Origin of the sequence: Methylobacterium oryzae (genome assembly GCF_021398735.1) — a bacterium.
In the GTDB taxonomy this organism is placed as follows: domain Bacteria; phylum Pseudomonadota; class Alphaproteobacteria; order Rhizobiales; family Beijerinckiaceae; genus Methylobacterium.
Genome location: NZ_CP090350.1, coordinates 115,973 through 135,080, shown reverse-complemented (window position 1 = coordinate 135,080; position 19,108 = coordinate 115,973). Strand labels below are relative to the sequence as shown.

At 71.9% G+C, this 19,108-nt stretch carries 19 protein-coding genes; 14 read left to right on the top strand and 5 right to left on the bottom strand.

The window, feature by feature from the left end; genetic code table 11:
- Positions 1-18: 18 nt before the first annotated feature.
- A complete protein-coding gene (gene fdhF, locus LXM90_RS29050) occupies positions 19-2,988 on the top strand; it encodes a formate dehydrogenase subunit alpha (RefSeq protein ID WP_020094842.1) in 2,970 nt (989 codons plus the stop codon).
- Positions 2,989-3,385: 397 nt separating this feature from the next.
- Here fdhF and LXM90_RS29045 read toward each other — a convergent pair whose 3' ends face one another.
- The 3 genes from LXM90_RS29045 to LXM90_RS29035 form a co-directional block, all read right to left on the bottom strand.
- Entirely contained in the window at positions 3,386-3,715 is a 330-nt protein-coding gene (locus tag LXM90_RS29045; protein WP_020094843.1) for a winged helix-turn-helix domain-containing protein, read from the bottom strand.
- Positions 3,716-3,879: 164 nt separating this feature from the next.
- Positions 3,880-5,859, bottom strand: coding sequence for a molybdopterin biosynthesis protein (locus LXM90_RS29040; RefSeq protein ID WP_020094844.1), 1,980 nt, complete (start codon positions 5,857-5,859; stop codon positions 3,880-3,882).
- Complete coding sequence (locus LXM90_RS29035) at positions 5,856-6,947, bottom strand: molybdopterin-binding protein (protein WP_020094845.1); 1,092 nt, start codon at positions 6,945-6,947, stop codon at positions 5,856-5,858. The genes LXM90_RS29040 and LXM90_RS29035 overlap by 4 nt, the downstream gene beginning before the upstream one ends.
- Positions 6,948-7,171: 224 nt before the next feature.
- Between LXM90_RS29035 and LXM90_RS29030 the strand changes: the two genes are divergently transcribed.
- From LXM90_RS29030 to LXM90_RS29010, 5 genes are all read left to right on the top strand, one after another.
- Entirely contained in the window at positions 7,172-7,867 is a 696-nt protein-coding gene (locus LXM90_RS29030) for an ABC transporter permease (protein ID WP_020094847.1), read from the top strand.
- Complete coding sequence (locus tag LXM90_RS29025) at positions 7,864-8,574, top strand: ATP-binding cassette domain-containing protein (protein ID WP_020094848.1); 711 nt, start codon at positions 7,864-7,866, stop codon at positions 8,572-8,574. The genes LXM90_RS29030 and LXM90_RS29025 overlap by 4 nt, the downstream gene beginning before the upstream one ends.
- The gene (locus LXM90_RS29020) at positions 8,547-9,392 is read left to right on the top strand and encodes a substrate-binding domain-containing protein (RefSeq protein ID WP_020094849.1); all 846 of its coding nucleotides are present in this window, start codon (positions 8,547-8,549) and stop codon (positions 9,390-9,392) included. The genes LXM90_RS29025 and LXM90_RS29020 overlap by 28 nt, the downstream gene beginning before the upstream one ends.
- Positions 9,393-9,745: 353 nt before the next feature.
- Positions 9,746-10,411 (top strand): 5-formyltetrahydrofolate cyclo-ligase, encoded by a 666-nt coding sequence (locus LXM90_RS29015; protein ID WP_085986774.1) that lies wholly within the window; start codon positions 9,746-9,748, stop codon positions 10,409-10,411.
- Between the two features lie 207 nt (positions 10,412-10,618).
- Entirely contained in the window at positions 10,619-10,828 is a 210-nt protein-coding gene (locus tag LXM90_RS29010; RefSeq protein ID WP_020094851.1) for a cold-shock protein, read from the top strand.
- Between the two features lie 37 nt (positions 10,829-10,865).
- Here the strand turns inward: LXM90_RS29010 and LXM90_RS29005 are convergent, their stop codons facing one another.
- Positions 10,866-11,117, bottom strand: a complete 252-nt coding sequence (locus LXM90_RS29005) for a hypothetical protein (RefSeq protein ID WP_020094852.1) — start codon at positions 11,115-11,117, stop codon at positions 10,866-10,868.
- 206 nt (positions 11,118-11,323) lie between these two features.
- Here LXM90_RS29005 and LXM90_RS29000 point away from each other — a divergent pair, with 206 nt between their 5' ends.
- The 3 genes from LXM90_RS29000 (at position 11,324) to LXM90_RS28990 (ending at position 12,758) form a co-directional block, all read left to right on the top strand.
- Positions 11,324-11,944 (top strand): spermidine synthase, encoded by a 621-nt coding sequence (locus LXM90_RS29000; protein WP_020094853.1) that lies wholly within the window; start codon positions 11,324-11,326, stop codon positions 11,942-11,944.
- Positions 11,945-12,134: 190 nt separating this feature from the next.
- Complete coding sequence (locus LXM90_RS28995; RefSeq protein WP_020094854.1) at positions 12,135-12,395, top strand: hypothetical protein; 261 nt, start codon at positions 12,135-12,137, stop codon at positions 12,393-12,395.
- Between the two features lie 87 nt (positions 12,396-12,482).
- The gene (locus tag LXM90_RS28990) at positions 12,483-12,758 is read left to right on the top strand and encodes a hypothetical protein (RefSeq protein WP_020094855.1); all 276 of its coding nucleotides are present in this window, start codon (positions 12,483-12,485) and stop codon (positions 12,756-12,758) included.
- A 52-nt stretch (positions 12,759-12,810) separates the two neighbouring features.
- Here LXM90_RS28990 and LXM90_RS28985 read toward each other — a convergent pair whose 3' ends face one another.
- A complete protein-coding gene (locus LXM90_RS28985) occupies positions 12,811-13,206 on the bottom strand; it encodes a TIGR02300 family protein (RefSeq protein WP_020094856.1) in 396 nt (131 codons plus the stop codon).
- Positions 13,207-13,579: 373 nt separating this feature from the next.
- On the opposite strand from LXM90_RS28985, the gene LXM90_RS28980 reads away from it, so the two are divergent.
- From LXM90_RS28980 to LXM90_RS28960, 5 genes are all read left to right on the top strand, one after another.
- Positions 13,580-13,963 carry a hypothetical protein gene (locus LXM90_RS28980; protein WP_042672250.1) on the top strand — a complete coding sequence of 128 codons (384 nt, stop codon included), beginning with the start codon at positions 13,580-13,582 and terminating at the stop codon, positions 13,961-13,963.
- 796 nt (positions 13,964-14,759) lie between these two features.
- The gene (locus LXM90_RS28975) at positions 14,760-15,026 is read left to right on the top strand and encodes a hypothetical protein (protein WP_042672249.1); all 267 of its coding nucleotides are present in this window, start codon (positions 14,760-14,762) and stop codon (positions 15,024-15,026) included.
- Positions 15,027-15,537: 511 nt separating this feature from the next.
- The gene (locus LXM90_RS28970; protein WP_020094861.1) at positions 15,538-17,154 is read left to right on the top strand and encodes a GMC family oxidoreductase; all 1,617 of its coding nucleotides are present in this window, start codon (positions 15,538-15,540) and stop codon (positions 17,152-17,154) included.
- 333 nt (positions 17,155-17,487) lie between these two features.
- Positions 17,488-18,384, top strand: a complete 897-nt coding sequence (locus LXM90_RS28965) for a class I SAM-dependent methyltransferase (protein WP_043712993.1) — start codon at positions 17,488-17,490, stop codon at positions 18,382-18,384.
- A gap of 219 nt (positions 18,385-18,603) precedes the next feature.
- Positions 18,604-18,948 carry a hypothetical protein gene (locus LXM90_RS28960; protein ID WP_020094863.1) on the top strand — a complete coding sequence of 115 codons (345 nt, stop codon included), beginning with the start codon at positions 18,604-18,606 and terminating at the stop codon, positions 18,946-18,948.
- The last annotated feature ends 160 nt before the right edge of the window (positions 18,949-19,108 follow it).

The window sequence follows — 19,108 nt, the reverse complement described above, 5'->3', positions numbered from 1 at the left end:
CGAGCCAGGAGCGGCCGCATGAGCAACGCCCCCGAACAGCGCGGCGACAAGACCGAGAAGCCCGAGATCCGGGCCGACGGGCTGCAGGATGCGGGCGGCCCCGCGCCGGGCCCGAAGCCGGGAGCCGGCGGCTCCTACTCGGAAGGGGCGAAGGCGGGCGGCCAGGCGGCCCCGGAGCCGTCGGGCTTGCACGATCTCAAGGAGCGGCCGACCGCCCCCTCGACCATCGCGTTCGAATTCGACGGCCAGCAGGTCGAGGCCGCCCCCGGCGAGACGATCTGGGCCGTCGCCAAGCGCCTCGGCACCCACATCCCGCACCTCTGCCACAAGCCCGAGCCGGGCTACCGCCCGGACGGCAATTGCCGCGCCTGCATGGTCGAGATCGAGGGCGAGCGCGTGCTGGCCGCCTCGTGCAAGCGCACGCCGGCCGTGGGCATGAAGGTCAAGTCCGCGACCGAGCGCGCCACCAAGGCCCGCGCCATGGTGCTCGAGCTGCTCGTGGCCGACCAGCCCGAGCGCGCGACCTCGCACGACCCGACATCGCACTTCTGGGTGCAGGCCGACTTCCTCGACGTGTCCGAGAGCCGCTTCCCCGCGGCCGAGCGCTGGACCGGCGACTTCAGCCACCCGGCCATGAGCGTCAATCTCGACGCCTGCATCCAGTGCAACCTCTGCGTCCGCGCCTGCCGCGAGGTCCAGGTCAACGACGTGATCGGCATGGCCTACCGCTCGGCCGACGCGAAGGTGGTGTTCGACTTCGACGACCCGATGGGCGGATCGACCTGCGTGGCCTGCGGCGAGTGCGTCCAGGCCTGCCCGACCGGCGCGCTGATGCCGTCCGCCTACCTCGACGCCGAGCACAACACCCGGACGGTCTATCCCGACCGCGAGGTGACCTCGCTGTGCCCCTATTGCGGCGTCGGCTGCCAGGTCTCCTACAAGGTGAAGGACGAGAGGATCGTCTACGCCGAGGGCGTGAACGGCCCGGCCAACCACAACCGGCTCTGCGTGAAGGGCCGCTTCGGCTTCGACTACGTCCACCACCCCCACCGCCTGACGGCGCCGCTGATCCGCCTGGACAACGTCCCGAAGGACGCCAACGACCAGGTCGACCCGGCCAACCCGTGGACGCACTTCCGCGAGGCGACCTGGGAGGAGGCGCTCGACCGCGCCGCCGGCGGCCTCAGGACGGTCCGCGACACCCATGGCCGCAAGGCGCTCGCCGGCTTCGGCTCCGCGAAGGGCTCGAACGAGGAGGCCTACCTCTTCCAGAAGCTGGTGCGGCTCGGGTTCGGCTCGAACAACGTCGACCACTGCACCCGGCTGTGCCACGCCTCGTCGGTCGCCGCCCTCATGGAGGGCCTGAACTCGGGCGCCGTGTCGGCGCCGTTCTCGGCGGCGCTCGACGCCGAGGTCATCATCGTGATCGGCGCCAACCCGACCGTGAACCACCCGGTGGCGGCGACCTTCCTCAAGAACGCCGTGAAGCAGCGCGGCGCCAAGCTGATCGTCATGGACCCGCGCCGGCAGGTGCTGTCGCGGCACGCCTACAAGCACCTCGCGTTCAAGCCCGGCTCGGACGTCGCGATGCTCAACGCGATGCTCAACGTGATCATCGAGGAGCGGCTCTACGACGAGCAGTACATCGCCGGCTACACCGAGAACTTCGAGGCGCTCAAGGAGAAGATCGTCGAGTTCACGCCGGAGAAGATGGCCTCGGTCTGCGGCATCGACGCGGAGACCCTGCGCGAGGTCGCCCGGCTCTACGCCCGGGCCAAGTCCTCGATCATCTTCTGGGGCATGGGCATCAGCCAGCACGTCCACGGCACGGACAACTCGCGCTGCCTGATCGCGCTCGCCCTCGTCACGGGGCAGATCGGGCGCCCCGGCACCGGCCTGCATCCGCTGCGCGGCCAGAACAACGTCCAGGGCGCGTCCGATGCCGGCCTGATCCCGATGGTCTACCCGGACTACCAGTCGGTCGAGAAGGCCGCGGTGCGGGAGATGTTCGAGGAGTTCTGGGGTCAGAAGCTCGACCCGCAGAAGGGCCTCACCGTCGTCGAGATCATGCGGGCGATCCACGCCGGCGAGATCAAGGGCATGTTCGTCGAGGGCGAGAACCCCGCGATGTCCGACCCGGACCTGAACCACGCCCGGCACGCCCTGGCGATGCTCGACCACCTCGTCGTGCAGGACCTGTTCCTGACGGAGACCGCCTTCCACGCCGACGTGGTGCTGCCGGCCTCCGCCTTCGCCGAGAAGGCGGGCACCTTCACCAACACCGACCGTCGCGTGCAGATCTCGCAGCCGGTGGTGTCCCCGCCGGGCGACGCGCGGCAGGATTGGTGGATCATCCAGGAACTGGGGAAGCGCCTCGGCCTGCCCTGGAACTACGGCGGCCCGGCCGACATCTTCCGCGAGATGGCCATGGTGATGCCGTCGTTCAACAACATCACCTGGGAGCGCCTGGAGCGCGAGGGCGCCGTGACCTACCCGGTCGACGCGCCGGACCAGCCCGGCAACGAGATCATCTTCTACGCCGGCTTCCCCACCGAGAGCGGGCGCGCGAAGATCGTCCCGGCCGCCGTGGTGCCCCCGGACGAGCTGCCGGACGAGGACTACCCGATGGTCTTGTCGACCGGCCGCGTGCTCGAGCACTGGCACACCGGATCGATGACCCGGCGCGCCGGCGTCCTCGACGCGCTGGAGCCCGAGGCGGTCGCCTTCATGGCCCCGAAGGAGCTCTACCGGCTCGGGCTGGAGCCCGGCGACACGATGAAGCTGGAGACGCGCCGCGGCGCGGTCCACCTGAAGGTGCGCTCCGACCGCGACGTGCCGGTCGGCATGATCTTCATGCCGTTCTGCTACGCCGAGGCCGCGGCCAACCTGCTGACGAACCCGGCGCTCGACCCGATGGGCAAGATCCCGGAGTTCAAGTTCTGCGCGGCCCGGGCCTCCGCCGTCCACACGGCCATGGCCGCCGAGTAGGCGGCGTGATCTCCGGCGGCGCGCCCAGGCGTGCCGCCGGACCCTGGCGGCGGACATCGGGCTGATCCTGTTTCCAATTGATCAGCCCGGTGCCGTCCTTGCGAGCGGAGCGAAGCAATCCAGTCGGCGCGACGCCGGCAGATGTCGCGCGGCCCTGGGTCGCTTCGCTGCGCTCGCGATGACGCAGCGGGCTGATGCTGTTTCCGGTCGATCAGCCCGGTGCCGTCCTTGCGAGCGGAGCGGAGCAATCCAGTCGGCGCGACGCTGACAGATATCACGCGGCCCTGGGTCGCTTCGCTGCGCTCGCGATGACGCAGCGGGCTGCACAGACCGAAGCCGACGCCCGACCGTCGAGAGACCGCTTCCCACGGAGGCCCACCTCTGCGCGGCCTCGCTCCTACGAATCGGCCTTCATCAGCGAGGCGAGAAGGTCGAGTTCGCCCGCCACGGCCTCCGAGGCGAGCCGCTCCATGCGCAGGTAGCTGTCGAGGATGGCGTCGCCCGTGCTGGTCAGGACCGCCCCGCCGCCCCGGCGGCCGCCCTTGCTCGCGGAGACGAGCGGCTCCTGGAACGCCTTGTTCAACGTGTCGATGAGGTACCAGGCTCGCTTGTAGCTCATGCCCATCCGGCGCCCCGCGGCGGCGATGGAGCCGGTGTCGCGGATGCCGCTCAAGAGGGCGGCCTTGCCCGGTCCCAGCAGGGTGTCCGAGCCCAGCTCGATCCGCAAACTGATGCTCGTGTCCTCGCCCAACGCACACCGCCGCTTCGCCGGAGGCCCCAGCGCCTCGCAGGCGTCCCTACGCGAAACGGTCGCGTCGATCATCCCGGCGGGCGACAGGATCGTCCGTCCCGTTCCGTCGAGGCCGGCCAACGGTGCGCACGTCACGCGGCTCACGCGGCGGGCGTGAAGCCCAGAGCGCGCAGCGCGGCGGCCGTCTCGGGCTCGCCCAGCAGGCTCAGGAAGGCCGCGAGCGCCGGCATCTCCCGCGCGTCCGCGCGATACGCGAGGTCGTAGGCCTCCTCCGTCAGCGGGCGGAAGCCCAGCCCGTAGGCATCCGCGACGCTCGCGATGGCCACGCCCCAGTCCGCCCTGCCCTGCGAGACCGCCGCGGCGACGGCGTTGTGCGAGCGCGGCTGGTTCCAGAACCCCGCCGGCCGGGCACCGTTCAGCAGCCCGTCCACGAGCAGGCGCGTGCCCGATCCGGCGTTGCGGTTGACCATCACGGCGTCGGGGTCGGCGAGCGCCGCGGCGACCGCGTCCGCGGCGTCGCGCCCTTCGAACCGGGCGTCGCCGCGGCGGAACACGACGCCCTGGAGGCGGCACCACCCGGGCGCGAGGGACAGGCCCTCGGTGAGGAACGGGGCATTGTACCGGCCCGTCTCGGGATCGAAGAGGTGCATGGCGGCGACATCGCACTCGCCGCGCCGCAGGGCGGCGAGGCCGCCGGCCGACCCGACCCAGATGGTGCGGGCGCGGTACCCTCGCTCGCCGAGCAGGCCGACCACCCGGTCCAGGCCGATGCAGTGGCTGCCGACGATCGTCAGGTCCGGCGCCCGCACGCCGGCGCCCAGGCGGACCACGGCGACGCCCTCCCCCGCCTCGACGCCGGCGCGCGCGGCCGGAACCGCGAAGAAGCCGTCCGCCTGCGAGAAGGCGGTGACCGAACCCGAGCCCTTCGGCAGCGGCAGGGCGATCGTCCCCTCGCGACCGTGGGCGAGGGAGGTCATCACGAACTCGGTGCGGCCGAGTTCGGAGGGCACCCGCTGGGACACTTGCGCCGCGATCGTCTCGTCCTCGCGCGGCGGCAACCCGGCGAGCGCCCGCACGTACGGCACGACGAAGTCGTGGAAGGTGAACATCGCGGAGGTGGGGAACCCCGGCAGGACGATGACCGGCTTTCCCTGCGCCACCGCCACGCAGAGCGGCTTCCCGGGCTTCAGGGCCACGCCGTGGAACAGGATTCCCGGCTCGCCGAGGCGGGACAGCACCCGGTGCGACACGTCGCCGGCGCCTTTGGACGTGCCGCCCGAGAGCACGACGAGGTCGCTGTCCCGGAGGGCGGACCGGAGGGCGGCCTCGAGGACGGAAGCCTCGTCGCGCACGATCCCGAGCCGGACCGGCTCCCCGCCGTTCTCGGTCACCGCGGCCGCGATGATCGCGCCGTTCGAATCGTAGATCGCGCCCTCGGGCAGGGGCTCGCCCGGTGCGACCAGCTCGTCCCCCGTGGACAGGATTGCGACCCGCGGGCGTCCTGTGACGTCGACGGCCGCCAGGCCGCACGCCGCCAGCATGCCGATCTCGCGGGCGGTGATCCGCGTTCCCGCGCGCAGCACCGTCTCGCCGCGGGCCATGTCGGCCCCGGCATAGCCCACGAACTGCGCCGGCCGCACCGCGGTCAGGACATCGACGGTAAGGCTCCGGGCGTCGAACTCCGTGTGCTCGACCATCACCACCGCGTCGGCGCCGCGGGGGATCACGCCGCCGGTGGCGATCGGCGTCGCCGTACCCGGCTGGACGACGACGGTCGGCGCGACGCCGCAGGCGAGGATCTCGCGGTTCAGCGTGAGACGCCGCGGGCTCGCCGGCCCGGCGCCTTCCGTGTCGGTCGCGCGCAGGGCGAAACCGTCGACCAGGGACCGGTCGAAGGGCGGGACGTCCATGGGCGAGGCGACGTCGCGGGCCAGAACGCGCCCGAGCGCGTCGTCCAACGACACCGTCTCGGACGGCAGGCGCGCGTGCGGGACCGCCGCCCGGAACCGCGCGAGCGCGTCGTCCCGGCTCATCACCCGGAGAAACTGCTCCTGGCTCGAGGCCGCGGCGAGGCGCGCGACGAAATCCGCCGCCCCGTCACGGTCCGCGTCGGCGCTCACAGGGCCCAAACCTCTACCTCCTCGCCGGCCCGGAAGCCTTCGCTCTCCGGCTCGACCACGACGATGCCGTCCGCCTGCACCAACCGACCGAGCGGAAGGCCGGCTCCGCCCAGCGGCTCCACGCCGTCCGACCCGCTCCGGACGAAGACGACCTCGGACAGACCGATCGACGAGACGATCTTCCGGAGGAGGACGTGCCGCCGCGGCGAGCGCTCCCGCGCGCCGGCGAGCCGCGCGATGAGCGGACGGCCGAGGGCCAGGAACGCGGCGAGCGCCGCCTCGGGAGGCCCGGGCACCAGGAGGACCGGCCTGCCGGCCGCGGAGCCGACCGCGGTGGTCTCCCCGGGCCGCAGGGCGATGCCGTGCGCGCGGACGTCTCCGGCGCGGGCGAGGGCCGCCGCGCTGTGGTCCGAGCGGCCGAAACCGCTGCCCCCGACCACCAGCACCGCGTCCGCCGTGCCGCCGCGGATCGCCTCGGCGATCTCCTCGCCCCCCCGGGCGCGAACCGCCTCGGTCGCCCCGCCCGCCCGCGCGATCAGACGCCCGAGCAGGGGCGACACGGTATCGAGGCTGGACGTCCCGGCGGTGACGACGCGCAAGCGCGGCTGACGGACGTCGACCGCCTCCAGGCCGGCCGCCTCCAGGACGAGCAGGTGAAGGGGCTCGATCCGGGTGCCGGCCTCGATCAGCCGCGCGTTGGCGGCGACGTCCTCCCCCGCTCCGCGCACGCCCTCCCGCGGGGCGATGTCCGCGACGACCATGCCGTCCGCGAATCCCTCCGGGGGCAGGACGGCATCGGTGCCCGACGGCAGCGGCTGTCCCGCCTCGACCCAGGGTGGCGGTCGCGCCGGGAAGATCGGCGCGTAGGCCGACGCGCCGCCCACCGCGGCGGCCGCGACCGCGAAGCCGTCCCGCATCGCCGTCGGGCCCGTGGGCACGGCAGCGTGCGCGACGACCGCTCGCGCGGCGACGCGTCCGAGCGCCGCTGCGAGCGGGACGGTCGCGGGTTCGACGGGAGCCGCCGCGCCGCTGAGCAGGATCGCCGCCTCCCGAAGCGGGATCAGCGCCGAGGACGCATTCCGGATCATCGTGGCGGCGATGCGCCATCCGGGTTCGATGATCAAGGGCCGGCGCGGCGGCCGACCCGCCGACACGACAATGGTCGCCCCGGGCGATATGCTCGCCGCCTATCCGCACGCGCTCCCCTGACAGGCATGACAGGTCCATTCCGCCGAACCTGCGTCACGAGGTCGGCCTCGACGGCTGATCTCGCCATCCGCCTCGTCCGATTCCCGAGGACCGGCCCGGGGGCATGATGCAGACGCTCCAGGACATCCTCTCCCGCCTGTTCAGCCTGGATCGGGACGTGCTGGCGATCGCGTGGCTGTCGCTGCGTGTCAGCCTCACCGCCGTCGGCATCGGTCTCGTGCTCGGCATACCCCTGGGTGCGTTCCTGGCCGTCGCCCGCTTCCCCGGACGCGGCGCCGCGGTCGGCCTGCTCAACGCCTTCATGGGGCTGCCGCCGGTGCTCGTCGGCCTCGCGCTCTACCTCGTCCTGTCCCGCTCCGGTCCGCTCGGACCGCTCGGCCTGCTGTTCACCCCCGCCGCGATGATCGCCGCGCAGGCGACGCTCGCGACCCCGCTCGTCGCCGCACTGACGCAGCAGGTCGTCGCCGACGCCCGGGTGCATCTCGGGGAGCAGCTGCGCTCCCTCGGGCTCTCCGCACCGCGTCAGGCCGCGGCGATGATCTACGACGTGCGCTTCTCCCTCGTGACCGCCGCGCTCGCCGCGTTCGGCCGGGCGATCTCGGAGATCGGCGCGGTCCTCGTCGTCGGCGGGAACATCGACGGGTATACCCGCACGATGACGACGGCGATCTCCCTGGAGACCCAGAAGGGCGATCTCAGCCTCGCCCTGGCGCTCGGCCTCGTGCTGATCGGCCTCGTTCTGGTGGTGAACGTCGCCGTGGCCCTGCTCCGCCGGCACGCCGCGCGGGTGTACGGATGAGCGCGACACCGGCCATCCGCCTCGAGGACGTGACCCTGGTCCTCGACGGTCGGACGGTGCTCGACCGTCTCTGCCTGGAGGTCGCTACGGGCAGCGTCACGGCCGTCATCGGCCCGAACGGGGCGGGCAAGAGCGTCACCCTGAGGGTCGTCGACGGGCTCCTGCGGCCCGACGGCGGCACGGTGCAGGTCGGCCCGCACCGGCGGGCCTTCGTGTTCCAGCGGCCGGCGCTGATCCGCGCGACCGCGGCCGCGAACGTCGCGCTGGCTCTCGGAGACCTGCCCCGTCCTGCGCGGGCCGCGCGGGTGGAGGAGGCGCTCGCCCGCGTCCGCCTCTCCGAGCGCGCCCGCGATCCCGCGACGCGGCTCTCCGGCGGCGAGCAGCAGCGGCTGGCGCTGGCCCGTGCCTGGGCGGTCGGCCCCGACCTGCTCCTCCTCGACGAGCCGACCGCGAACCTCGACCCGGCCTCGACCGAGATCGTCGAGGGATTGGTGTCCGCGATGGCGCGGGCGGGCACCACGGTCGTGCTCGTCTCACACAATCTCGGGCAGGTGGCGCGCCTCGCCGACGCGGTGATCGTGCTGGCCTCGGGCCGCGCCGTCGAGCATGGTCCCGCCCGACAGATCCTGTTCTCGCCCCGGACGTCCGAGGCGCGGGCCTACCTCGCTGGGGAATTGCCGTGGACGCCTTTCGTCGCCGCCTCCTGACCCTGGGACTGGCCGCGCTCCTGAGCGCGGCTGCCCTCCTGCCGCCGGCCGAGGCCGAACCGGTGTCGATCGTCGTCGCCTCGACGACCTCGACCGAGCAGTCCGGCCTGTTCAAGCACATCCTCCCGCTCTTCCGGGAGGCGTCCGGGATCGACGTGAAGGTCGTCGCCCTGGGCACGGGACAGGCGCTCGACGCGGCGCGCCGCGGCGATGCCGACGTGGTCCTGGTCCACGACCGTCCGGCCGAGGACAAGTTCCTCGCCGAGGGCTTCGCGAAGCGGCGGTACGACGTGATGTACAACGATTTCGTGCTGATCGGCCCGGCCTCCGATCCGGCCGGCGTGCGCGGCCTGGGCGTGCGCGAGGCCTTCGCCAAGCTCGCGGCCAGCAAGGTGGCGTTCGTGTCGCGCGGGGACCGCTCGGGCACTCACAGCGCCGAGCTGCGCAGCTGGAAGGAGGCGGGCGTCGATCTCGCGGCCGTGCGCGGCCCCTGGTACCGGGATGTCGGCCAGGGCATGGGCCCCGCGCTCAACACGGCCTCGGCCCTCGGCGCCTACATCCTCGCCGACCGGGGGACCTGGCTCGCGTTCAAGAACCGCGCCGACCTGGTCATCCTGGTTCAGGGGGACCGGAGCCTGTTCAACCCCTACGGCGCGATGCTGGTGGATCCCGACAGGCACCCCGGCGTGAAGGCGAAGCAGGGACAGGCCTTCATCGACTGGCTCGTCTCACCGGAGGGGCAGCAGGCGATCGCGGGCTACAAGGTCGGCGGCGAGCAGCTGTTCTTCCCGAGCGCCGGCGCGCCCGTGACGCGCTGAACCCGGGATCCCCGGGTCGAAGCGCCGGATCGCCGTCGACGCGCGCGCCTGCCCGTCCCGGGCATCCGCGAGGGTGGGCGGCGGATCTCGCCGGCATTCGCCATCGTGCGGCTCGGAGACCGGCCAGGGACGATGGTCGGCCGGGTCGGGGCGGCGCGGGACGTCGCGATCCGCTTCACCGAACCGGAGGTGCCGAGCGCGCGTTTGGCCGAGGTCACCCAGGACTGTGCGGGTCCACCGTCGCGAGGGAGATCATCGTGGTCGGGCATTCAACCGAGCGGCCTGAGACGCCCCCGGAACCCGCGGCGCCCGAACACTCCGCGTTCGGCGCGTACAGCTCTCCACCCTGCTTCATGCACGAGCTCGGCCCCGACTTCGTCGGCCCGGCGGCGGAGCCTCGGCCTTCCGAACCCTGCGGTCCTGAGAGCGCCGCATCCGACTGGCCGAGCGTGCGGCAATGGCGAAAGGAGACCCGCGCCGCGCTCATCGCGCGGCGGGTCGGCATCTCCGCCCAGGACCGCGCCGCCCGGAGCGAGCGGATCGAGCAGGGTCTCCGAGCCGCTCTACCTTCGGCATCGGGCCTATCGATCGGTCTCTACTGGCCCTTCAGGGGCGAGTTCGACGCCAGATCCCTCCTGACGGAGCTGCGCGGAAGCGGGGCGCGACTGGCGCTTCCGGTCGTCGTCGAGAAGGCGCGCCCGCTCCAGTTCCGGGTCTGGTCGCCGGGCGAGCGCATGATCCGCGGCGTCTGGAACATACCCGTTCCCGCAGAGGGCGAGATTGTCGACCCGGACGTCCTGATCGCGCCGCTCGTCGGCTTCGATCAGGCAGGGTACCGCCTGGGATACGGCGGCGGCTTCTATGACCGGACCATCGCGTCCAGGTCGACGAAGCCGCGGGTCATCGGCGTCGGCTTCGAGTTCGCGCGGCTCGCGACGATCCACCCGCAGGCGCACGACGTCCCCATGGACATCATCGTGACGGAAGGCGGCGTCTGGCCCCGCACGGAGCGACCCTGATCGCGCCGCGGAGCGGGCCGGTGTCCGCGCTGGCCGGCTCGGCAGGGCCTGGCCCAGGACCGTTCGGCCTGAGGTCGGCGGATGAGGGCGCGGGGGTCTCAACCGAGGCTCCTGATCGGGGGGGCCCTTGGAACAGGCGGCCGCGGCGGCTCGTTCAGGCGTCACGGCCCGCCACGTTGGCGAGCCGGTGACGACCAGGATACAGCCATGGCTACAGGCACCGTGAAGTGGTTCAACGAGACCAAGGGCTACGGTTTCATCCAGCCCGACGATGGCGGCAAGGACGTGTTCGTTCACATCTCGGCCGTCGAGCGTGCGGGCCTTCGCTCCCTCAACGAGGGTCAGAAGATCTCCTATGACGTCGAGGCGGACCGCCGCAGCGGCAAGGAGAGCGCCGCCAACCTGAAGGCTGGCTGAGCACCGCGCGACGAGTGGCCTGTATCGGGGCCGCTCGTCACAGATCGGGCTTCGAACTCGGGGCAGGAGACCGCGTCAGGCTCTCGATCTCCCGCATCGGTCTCCCCGACTTGCGGGCGATCTCCTCTTCCTGCTCGGTGATGAGAGTGCGTGCCGGCTCGTCGCCGTCGAGGCCGCCCAGGATCTCGGCTGGCACGCGCCGATTCGAGGCGCGGCTGCCGTCGGCGTAGGTGACGTCGAACAGCACGAACCCCTGCACCTTCGGCAGAGACTTGGTACGCTTGGCCATGAGGGATATGCCGGCTTCTCGGACGAGGCGAACGCCGTCGCGGCCCCTGCGTCTTGCAGGCGCGACGCGCGGTCAGGAGCGCGTCTCATAACCCATCCTTCCCGTTTGCCGGAATATCCATGGCGCCGGCCCACAGAGGGACGCCTGTGACATCTTGGAGGCACATCGACACCGGCCTCGTTCCCGGCGGGAGCCCGTTGCACCTGATGCAGCGGGGCCACGAGTTCTCCATCGTCGCCGACACGATCGAGCTGATGAACAGCACCCGCGGGGCCTCCGAGGAGGCGCTGGCGATCCTCGCTTGCGGCCGGGTGCGCGGGCGGGGCGCGGCGCGGGTGCTCGTCGGCGGCCTCGGAATGGGGTTCACCCTGCGCGCGGCCCTGCGCAACCTTGAGCCCGAGGCGCGAGTCACGGTCGCCGAGTTGGTACCGACGGTCGCGGCTTGGGCGCGCGGACCGCTCGCGGGCGTCTTCGCCGGCTGCCTCGACGACGCCCGCGTCGATCTGCGCGAAGCCGATGTCGACCACCTGATCCGGTGCGGCCCGGCCGCCTGGGACGCGATCCTGCTCGATGTCGACAACGGACCGGAAGGGTTCGTGCGCCCGGAGAACGATCGCCTCTATGGCAAGCACGGGTTGGAATCGGCGCGGCGGGCGCTGCGGCCGGGCGGCGTGCTCGGCGTCTGGTCGGCCAATCCCGACCGCAAGTTCAAGGCGCGCCTCCAGCGCTCGGGTTTCGCCGTCGAAGAGGTTCGCCCCCACGCGAACGGGCGCAGCGGCCCGCGGCACGTGGTGTGGATCGCGACCTCCGCCGGCCCGACGGTCTGACCCTTCCTGAACGTTGATTGGGCCGCGTTCCGGCCCTGATGGCCTTGCCTCGGCAGCGAGCGGGCGTCCGTCGCACTCTATCCTTCGCGTCCCGGCCCTCTTACACTCGATCTGTCGCCGGATCGGCCAGACTTCAGGTTCCGGCGGCTTGGGGGACGCGTGCCCCCTCCTACGGAGCCGTGAGCCCGCGATGGCCGACCTCATCGATTTCCCCGGAAAACGCCGAGGCTCCGGCTCGGCCTACCGGTTGCACCGGTTCGGCGCGGACGGCAGCGACCGCGGCACGGTCCTCATCCGAGCCCGCGACGACGCGGAGGCCAGGCATCAGGCCGACAGGCTGGCCGAGGGATTGTTGGCCGAGCTGTGGTCCGGGGACCGGCTCCTGGATCACTTCGCGCCGGCCGGCCACCCGGTTGCGGCCTGCATCGGTCCCCTGCGCGACGGGCCCTGATCCCGCGGACGCGCTGGCCTGCCGGCGCCGCGAGCCAGCCGTTGTTACATTGTTGCATGCTCTCGCGCGAGGTGCGATACGCCGCGGATGTCAGCTGAGGCCACGCTCTGGGATCTGGTGACCGCCGAGCGTATCGCCATCGAGGATGTCGGCGCCGCCGTCGACGCCTACCTGGCAGAACCGACCACCCAGGATCACGCCATCGGTCCGGACCACGTGCTCGATCTCGCGGCGGCCGTCGCGGCCCACCCCTCCGCGCCCGCGATCGTGGTCGACACCGAGTCCGACGAGCCGTCGCGCCGCATGGCGGTGCGGGCGGCCCTGCTCATGAGCCGCCCCACCACCCGATCAAACAGCGACTGAGATTGCGGCCACCCGCGCCCGTCCGCCGGACGACCGGCGGCGGCGTGCGGGTTTACTGGTCGTCATCGTCGTCGTTGACCTCGACGAGATCGCTGGTGTCGTCATCGTCCTCATCGACGACGAGGTTGTCGTCGTCGACCTGCTCCCCGTCGTCCTCGATGTCGAGCGCGTCGTCATCCTCAGCGTTGCTGTCCGTGTCCTTCTCGGCCTCCTCGGCCTCGACCTCGTCCAGCGAGACGAGTTCGGGGCCCTCCGTCTCGTCCTCTTCGTCGCTCGGCGCCTCTTTGCGCGCGACGACGGGAGCGCTCCCCCTGGAATACGATGTCGCGGCAGCGATCGGCACGACCTCGCCCGAGTAGGGCGAGATCACGGGATTCTTGCCGAGATCGTAGAACTTCTTCCCCGTCGTCGGGCAGATACGCTTCGTGCCGAGGTCCGGACGCGCCACTGAGACTCTCCCTGAAGGCCGTGAGACGCTGGATCGCCAGCGAGCATGCGGTGATGTCTACCACAGTCAGCAGCCCGATGCCCCGCCTCTTCGCGCCGAGCGAGGCGTGTCTGCACGACAGAGGTGCCGACACGCGATCGGCAGAGGAGGCAGAGGGGGAAAGTGCGGCGGGGCCCGACCTCCGTGATGCCGGGCGATGTCGCGGACGCTGCGGTGACGCAGCGACCGCGATGTCCGCGATGCGGGTAGGACGTCATCCAAATAGGGGTGGTGCTCCGGAGCACGTCGCGCCGTGATGTGTGGTGCTTAATCGTGTCTCGCACCGTCATCGCCGATGGGACTTGTGCGGCGCAGGTGCTGGAGGGTCTCCACCATGTTGACTCGCACCGTCATAGGCCTCGTCGCCCCCGTCTGCCTCGCCGCCGCGTGGGCCACGCCGTCCCTGGCACAGCCGGCCGCCAACGGCGGGCCGAAGTTCCTCATCCACGGCAACTACTGCGGCCCCGGCAACAACGCGCCTCTGCCGCCTATCGACGCCCTCGACGCAGCCTGCGCCCGCCACGACGCCTGCACGCCGGATATCGGACTTCCGACAAAGGCCTGTAACCTTCGACTGGAACGCGAGGCAGCCGCGGTTGCTCGGGATCCGCGGCAGCCGGACAATGTGCGCTCCCTCGCCGGATTCGTCGCGTCGTTCGCGGCGTCGAACGCGTCGAGCCCGGCGCCGACGGTGCTCCCCGCGAGACTGGCGCGCTGAGAGCCCGACGCATCCGCCACCATTCGCCCGCGCGGGCGCAGGGCGCCGGCTCGAACCGGAAGCCGGCGGGATCGCCGGCCGTGGGGGTTCATCCCGCCTGCGCCGTCTGCCGCCCCCGGTCCCGCGCGCGCGCAGGAATCCGGTGACGGCGATGGCGCGCGCGGGGCCCGCCGCGGCCGGCCGGGCGGGCCGCGTTGCGCGAGCGTGGGGGCCTACCGTCCGCTGGGCGCGGCGTAGCTGCCGGTAACGCCGTTACCCCGGCTGCTGCCGCCCGCAGAGCCGGGGGTCTTGTTCCGGACGAAGCTCGCACCCGGATAGCGCCGCTGGACCCGCGACATCGAATGTCGCCGCACGTGATGGCGCCTCATCCGGACGTCGGTGAGCATGTCGGACGGCGACGAGAGGCCGGTCGCGGGGCCCGCGGGAACGGCCGAGGCGGGGACAGCCAGGACGCCGAGGCCGACACCTGCGAGCGCGGCGAGAACGAGAATGCGCATAGAGCTCCTCCATGCCTCGGCGGAGATGGATCGCCTCGGCATGGAGGGAAGACCTGAAGCGCGCGTCTGGTTCAATGAGCGGGCCTTCGTGAGCGCAGTCTGCCGGGCGGCCGCGACGCCGGCGGCAGAGACAGCCTGGTCACGCGCGGTCACAGCTGCGCCGCCAGCGCGATTAATCCCGGACGCCGCGTGCGCAGCGGCACGTCGCTCCGAGACAATCGCCCCCATATTAGTGTCACGCAAGATGAAATGGACCGTAAGTCTCGGACTGTACTGCGTAAAGGAGCAAGAATTAGCCTATGAAGACCCGTATCGCCGCTACCGTCACCGCTCTCATGCTCGCCGTAGCTCCGATCTCGTCCGCCATGGCCTACGATCGTCCTGCCTGGACTGGCTCCACGCCCTACGATGTCGAAACCACGGGCTCGTTCGGCGCCCCGTTCGGCGGCCGCTACGACCGCGACCCCTGGACCTGCCCGCAGAGCTCGGCCGCGGAGGGCAATGCCAACCAGCAGAACTTCCCGGTCAAGCAGTACGGCCAGACCGCCGGCGGCAACCGCTGCTGAGGTCGGGGGACACGATGCTGAAGGCCTTCTCCTACGCGATGATCGGCGCCTTCCTGGGCGGCCTCATGATGACCGTCGTCGGCTCGGCCGGCGTGCTGATGGGCCTGTGAACCCGGCAGGATGCCGGCGGCCACCCGGTAACGGACAACGAGACTGACGCGAGCGGCGGGGTGCGAGCCTCGCCGCTTTCGCGTGTCCTGCCGCTCGATCCGCCGATCCGACCTGCCCGCTCGCCGGCTTGTGGCGCGGACGAGAAACCGTGTCCCATGTAACGCGCGCGGTCACGCGCCGAAATCCACCTGTAACAGAAGCATTGCGTTATCGATCCGCGCGTCGAACGCGGGGCGCGCGCCGCTTCGCGCGGCAGCCCGATCGCGGCGCCACTGATGTTCCGGCAATCCCGACGAGGCGATTGCTGGAGCGCGGAGACGTGAGCGTCGGAGTTTTCTGCCCGATCCTCGATTGACCGAGATCATTCCGATCCGCTGCTACAGGTGAGACCTTCCAGATCATGAGCACTTCAGACGCCCTCGACCGGGCCGATTTCGCGCGGCGGGCGGGGGAGAACCAGGCCCGGCTGACCGCCGACCTGAAACCGGCCTACGACTTCGTCGTCTGCGGCGCGGGCGCCTCCGGGTCGGTCGTCGCGCGGCGGCTGGCGGAGAACCCCGAGGTGCAGGTGCTCCTGCTCGAGGCGGGCGGCTCGGACGACGCCGAGGCCGTGCTCGATCCCGCCCTCTGGCCGACCAATCTCGGCGGGGCGCGGGACTGGGGCTTTCGCGCGGAGCCGAATGCCCACCTGAACGGACGCACGCTCTCCATGGCGATGGGCAAGGGCCTCGGCGGCGGCTCCAGCGTCAACGTGATGGTCTGGGCGCGCGGCCACCGGTGCGACTGGGACGCCTTCGCCGCCGAGGCCGGCGACGCGGCCTGGGGCTACGAGAGCGTCCTCGACATCTACCGGCGCATCGAGAACTGGCGCGGCGCCTCCGATCCGGCGCATCGCGGAAGCGGCGGTCCGGTCTGGGTGCAGCCCGCCTCCGATCCCAGCCCCGTGGCCCACGCCCTGCTCGACGCCGCGCGGGACCTCGGCATCCCGACCTTCGACAACCCCAACGGGCGCATGATGGAGGGGCCCGGCGGCGCGGCGATCACCGACATGCTGGTCCGCGACGGCCGGCGCGTCTCGCTGTTCCGCGCCTACGTCCATCCCTGGCTCGACCGCCCCAACCTGACCGTCCTCACGGACGCGCTCGTCCGCCGCGTGACCTTCGACGGCCGCCGCGCCACGGGGGTCGAGTTCGTCCACGCGGGCGCGGTCCGGACGGTCGGCGCGCGTGCCGAGACGGTCCTGTCGATGGGGGCGATCCACACACCCAAGGTGCTGATGCTCTCGGGGATCGGCGACCGGGACGAGCTCGGGGCGCTCGGCATCCCGTCGGCGCAGCACCTGCCCGGCGTCGGACAGAACCTTCAGGACCACGTGTCCTTCGGCTGCACCTGGGAATATGCCGACCCGATCGCGCCGCGGAACAGCGGCAGCGAGGCGACCCTGTACTGGACGAGCCGGCCCGGCCTCTCGGCGCCGGACCTGCTGTTCTGCCAGGTCGAGTTTCCGGTTCCGAGCGAGCAGACCGCGGCGCGCGGCGTTCCGGCCCAAGGCTGGACGATGTTCGCCGGCCTCGCGCAGCCCGCCAGCCGCGGCCGCCTGCGGCTGCGGAGCGCCGACATGGCGACGCCGCCGGTCATCGAGGCGAACTTCCTGTCCCACCCGGCCGACGTGACGGCGGCCGCGGCCTGCGTCGATCTCTGCCGCGCCCTCGGCAACGCGCCGGCGTTCCGCCCGTACGTGCGCGCGGAGGCCATGCCGGGTCCGCTGTCCGGCGCGGCGATGGCGGACTACATCCGCGATGCCGCCGTCACCTACTGGCACCAGAGCTGCACCGCCCGGATGGGCCGCGACGCGCTGGCGGTCGTGGACGGTGCGCTCCGGGTCTACGGCATCGACGGCCTGCGGGTCGCCGACGCCTCGATCCTGCCCCGCGTGACCACCGGCAACACCCAGGCGCCGTGCGCGGTGATCGGTGAACGGGCCGCCGAGATGCTGAAGCGCGCGCACGGCCTGTAACGCCCGTCGCCGCAGCGAGCACGATCGGCGGACCGGAGGGCTCGCTCAGGACGCCCCGTCGCGCGGACATCGCACCGGCCGAGCCGGGCGTCGAGCCCGTCCCCGGAATCGCGACGCACCGCGCGTCGCGGACGGTCCGATCAGGCCGCGTGTGACGGCCGGAAGCGCTGAGGTCCCCTGAGCCGCTGTCGAGGAGCGCCCGGGCGGAAGATCCACGGGCTCACGGCCGGGAAAGACACCGCGGATCCTTGCCCGGCCTCTTTCCGAGGATGCCGGGCCGTCCTGTTCGGGTGCCACGACGCGTCGTGGCGATCATCACTTCGGCGGTCGCGGATGGCTATCGACACGATTGAACACACGCTGCGCGCGATGGGAAACGCGGCGCGAGGCCTGGCCGCGGTCGGTGCGGCCCTGCGATTGCGGCAAGACGCGAAGGAAGGCGCGCGGGAAGGCGCGAGGGCGGTCGATCCCGAGGTGGCGCGCCGACTGCGCGATGTGGTCGCCGCCGTCATCCCGGGCGGCCTCGGTGAGCTCGAACCCGAGCAGGTGTCCGCGCTCCTGGCATCCGTCACCCACGCGCTCGAGGAGGCGCGGGATCTGCTGGATCACCCGGAGCGGCCGCCGGTCTGGCAGGTTCGCGATCCCGCGATGTTGCAGGCTCAAGGCCAGGCGTCGCGCAGCGTCGTGCGGCGCCTGGCGGCCTTGTCGACCGAGCGCCCGTCGCTCGCGGCCGCACTCACCGGGCGCTTCCTGGATGTCGGCACCGGCGTGGGCGGCATCGCGCTGGAGGCCGCGGCACGCTGGCCCTCGCTGCGGGTCGTCGGCCTGGACATCTGGGAGCCGGCCCTGGCCTTGGCGCGCGCGAACGTGGCGGCGAGCCCCTTTCACGGCCGTATCGAACTCCGTCTGCAGGATGTGACGCGGTTCGACGATTCGGCAGGCTACTCGCTGACGTGGCTTCCGGCACCCTTCCTCTCCCGGGACGCGGCCCGAGCAGCGCTCGATCGGCTCACGGCTGCGCTCGAGCCGCGGGGGTATCTGGTGGTCGGACTCTACGCTCCGCCGGCGGATCCCACGGCCGCCGCGCTCGCTGCCCTGCGGCTGGCCCGCAGCGGCGGACATCTGTGGGAAGGCGCGGCCATGGAGGCTGAACTTCGCGCACGCGCCTTCACCGCGGTCGAGACTTTCGCGGGCCAGCCGGTCACGCTCGTGATGGGGCAGCGCGCGTAGAGCGATCGCACGCGCGCGGCCAACGGCGCGGGCCGCCTGCCCGCCGCGGCGTCCGAGTTCGCGGTCGTCCCGACCGGTCGAGGTTCGGTCGAAGCCCGCACCCGAGCCCCCGCGAGGGATCCCGCGTCGAGCCCCGCGTCCGGGCTTCTGTGACCGGGATCACAGCGACCGGCCATCGGTCGGCGGCAGAGTGCCTTCACCCCAACAGGGAGACGCACGATGAAGATGATCTCGACGAAGATGTTGATGGTGGCGGGTCTCGCGGCCGCGACATTGGCCGGTGGTGCCGCCAGTGCCGACGCCCGCGGGTTTGGCCGTGGCGGTTTCGGACACGGAGGCTTCGGCCATCACGGAGGCTTCGGCCATCGCGGGTTCGGGCACGGAGGCTTCAGGCACGGCGGGTTCGGTCACCATCGCCATTTCTACCACCGTGGATTCCGTCGGCGCTTCGGCGGGTTCAGCTGGGGCTATCCCGCGAACAGCTCCTTCCTCGGCCCGAACTTCGGCGACTGCCGCGCGATCTACAATCCTGTCTTCTTCGGCCATGAGCGCGTGTGCGGCTAGCTGAGCGACCATCTTCGACGGATCGCGTTTCCGTCACGCGATCGGCCGCCGCTGCACGCGCGGCGGCGGCCGGCTGACCGACTCCATCCCGCAACCCCTCGCTCCGACGACGGGATCCGTGACGGCGACCCCAGCCCCATCCGTCCCGGGGATGCCGCCC

Excerpts from the sequence above, each read along its gene's own strand:
- LXM90_RS28965 (WP_043712993.1), top strand. The coding sequence starts at position 17,488 with ATGGCTATCGACACGATTGAACACACGCTGCGCGCGATGGGAAACGCG.
- LXM90_RS29025 (WP_020094848.1), top strand. The coding sequence starts at position 7,864 with ATGAGCGCGACACCGGCCATCCGCCTCGAGGACGTGACCCTGGTCCTC.
- LXM90_RS29000 (WP_020094853.1), top strand. The coding sequence starts at position 11,324 with ATGCAGCGGGGCCACGAGTTCTCCATCGTCGCCGACACGATCGAGCTG.
- LXM90_RS28990 (WP_020094855.1), top strand. The coding sequence starts at position 12,483 with ATGTCAGCTGAGGCCACGCTCTGGGATCTGGTGACCGCCGAGCGTATC.
- LXM90_RS29030 (WP_020094847.1), top strand. The coding sequence starts at position 7,172 with ATGATGCAGACGCTCCAGGACATCCTCTCCCGCCTGTTCAGCCTGGAT.
- LXM90_RS28970 (WP_020094861.1), top strand. The coding sequence starts at position 15,538 with ATGAGCACTTCAGACGCCCTCGACCGGGCCGATTTCGCGCGGCGGGCG.
- LXM90_RS29005 (WP_020094852.1), bottom strand. The coding sequence starts at position 11,117 with ATGGCCAAGCGTACCAAGTCTCTGCCGAAGGTGCAGGGGTTCGTGCTG.
- LXM90_RS29035 (WP_020094845.1), bottom strand. The coding sequence starts at position 6,947 with ATGATCCGGAATGCGTCCTCGGCGCTGATCCCGCTTCGGGAGGCGGCG.
- LXM90_RS29010 (WP_020094851.1), top strand. The coding sequence starts at position 10,619 with ATGGCTACAGGCACCGTGAAGTGGTTCAACGAGACCAAGGGCTACGGT.
- LXM90_RS29015 (WP_085986774.1), top strand. The coding sequence starts at position 9,746 with ATGCACGAGCTCGGCCCCGACTTCGTCGGCCCGGCGGCGGAGCCTCGG.
- LXM90_RS28975 (WP_042672249.1), top strand. The coding sequence starts at position 14,760 with ATGAAGACCCGTATCGCCGCTACCGTCACCGCTCTCATGCTCGCCGTA.
- fdhF (WP_020094842.1), top strand. The coding sequence starts at position 19 with ATGAGCAACGCCCCCGAACAGCGCGGCGACAAGACCGAGAAGCCCGAG.
- LXM90_RS28980 (WP_042672250.1), top strand. The coding sequence starts at position 13,580 with ATGTTGACTCGCACCGTCATAGGCCTCGTCGCCCCCGTCTGCCTCGCC.
- LXM90_RS28995 (WP_020094854.1), top strand. The coding sequence starts at position 12,135 with ATGGCCGACCTCATCGATTTCCCCGGAAAACGCCGAGGCTCCGGCTCG.
- LXM90_RS28960 (WP_020094863.1), top strand. The coding sequence starts at position 18,604 with ATGAAGATGATCTCGACGAAGATGTTGATGGTGGCGGGTCTCGCGGCC.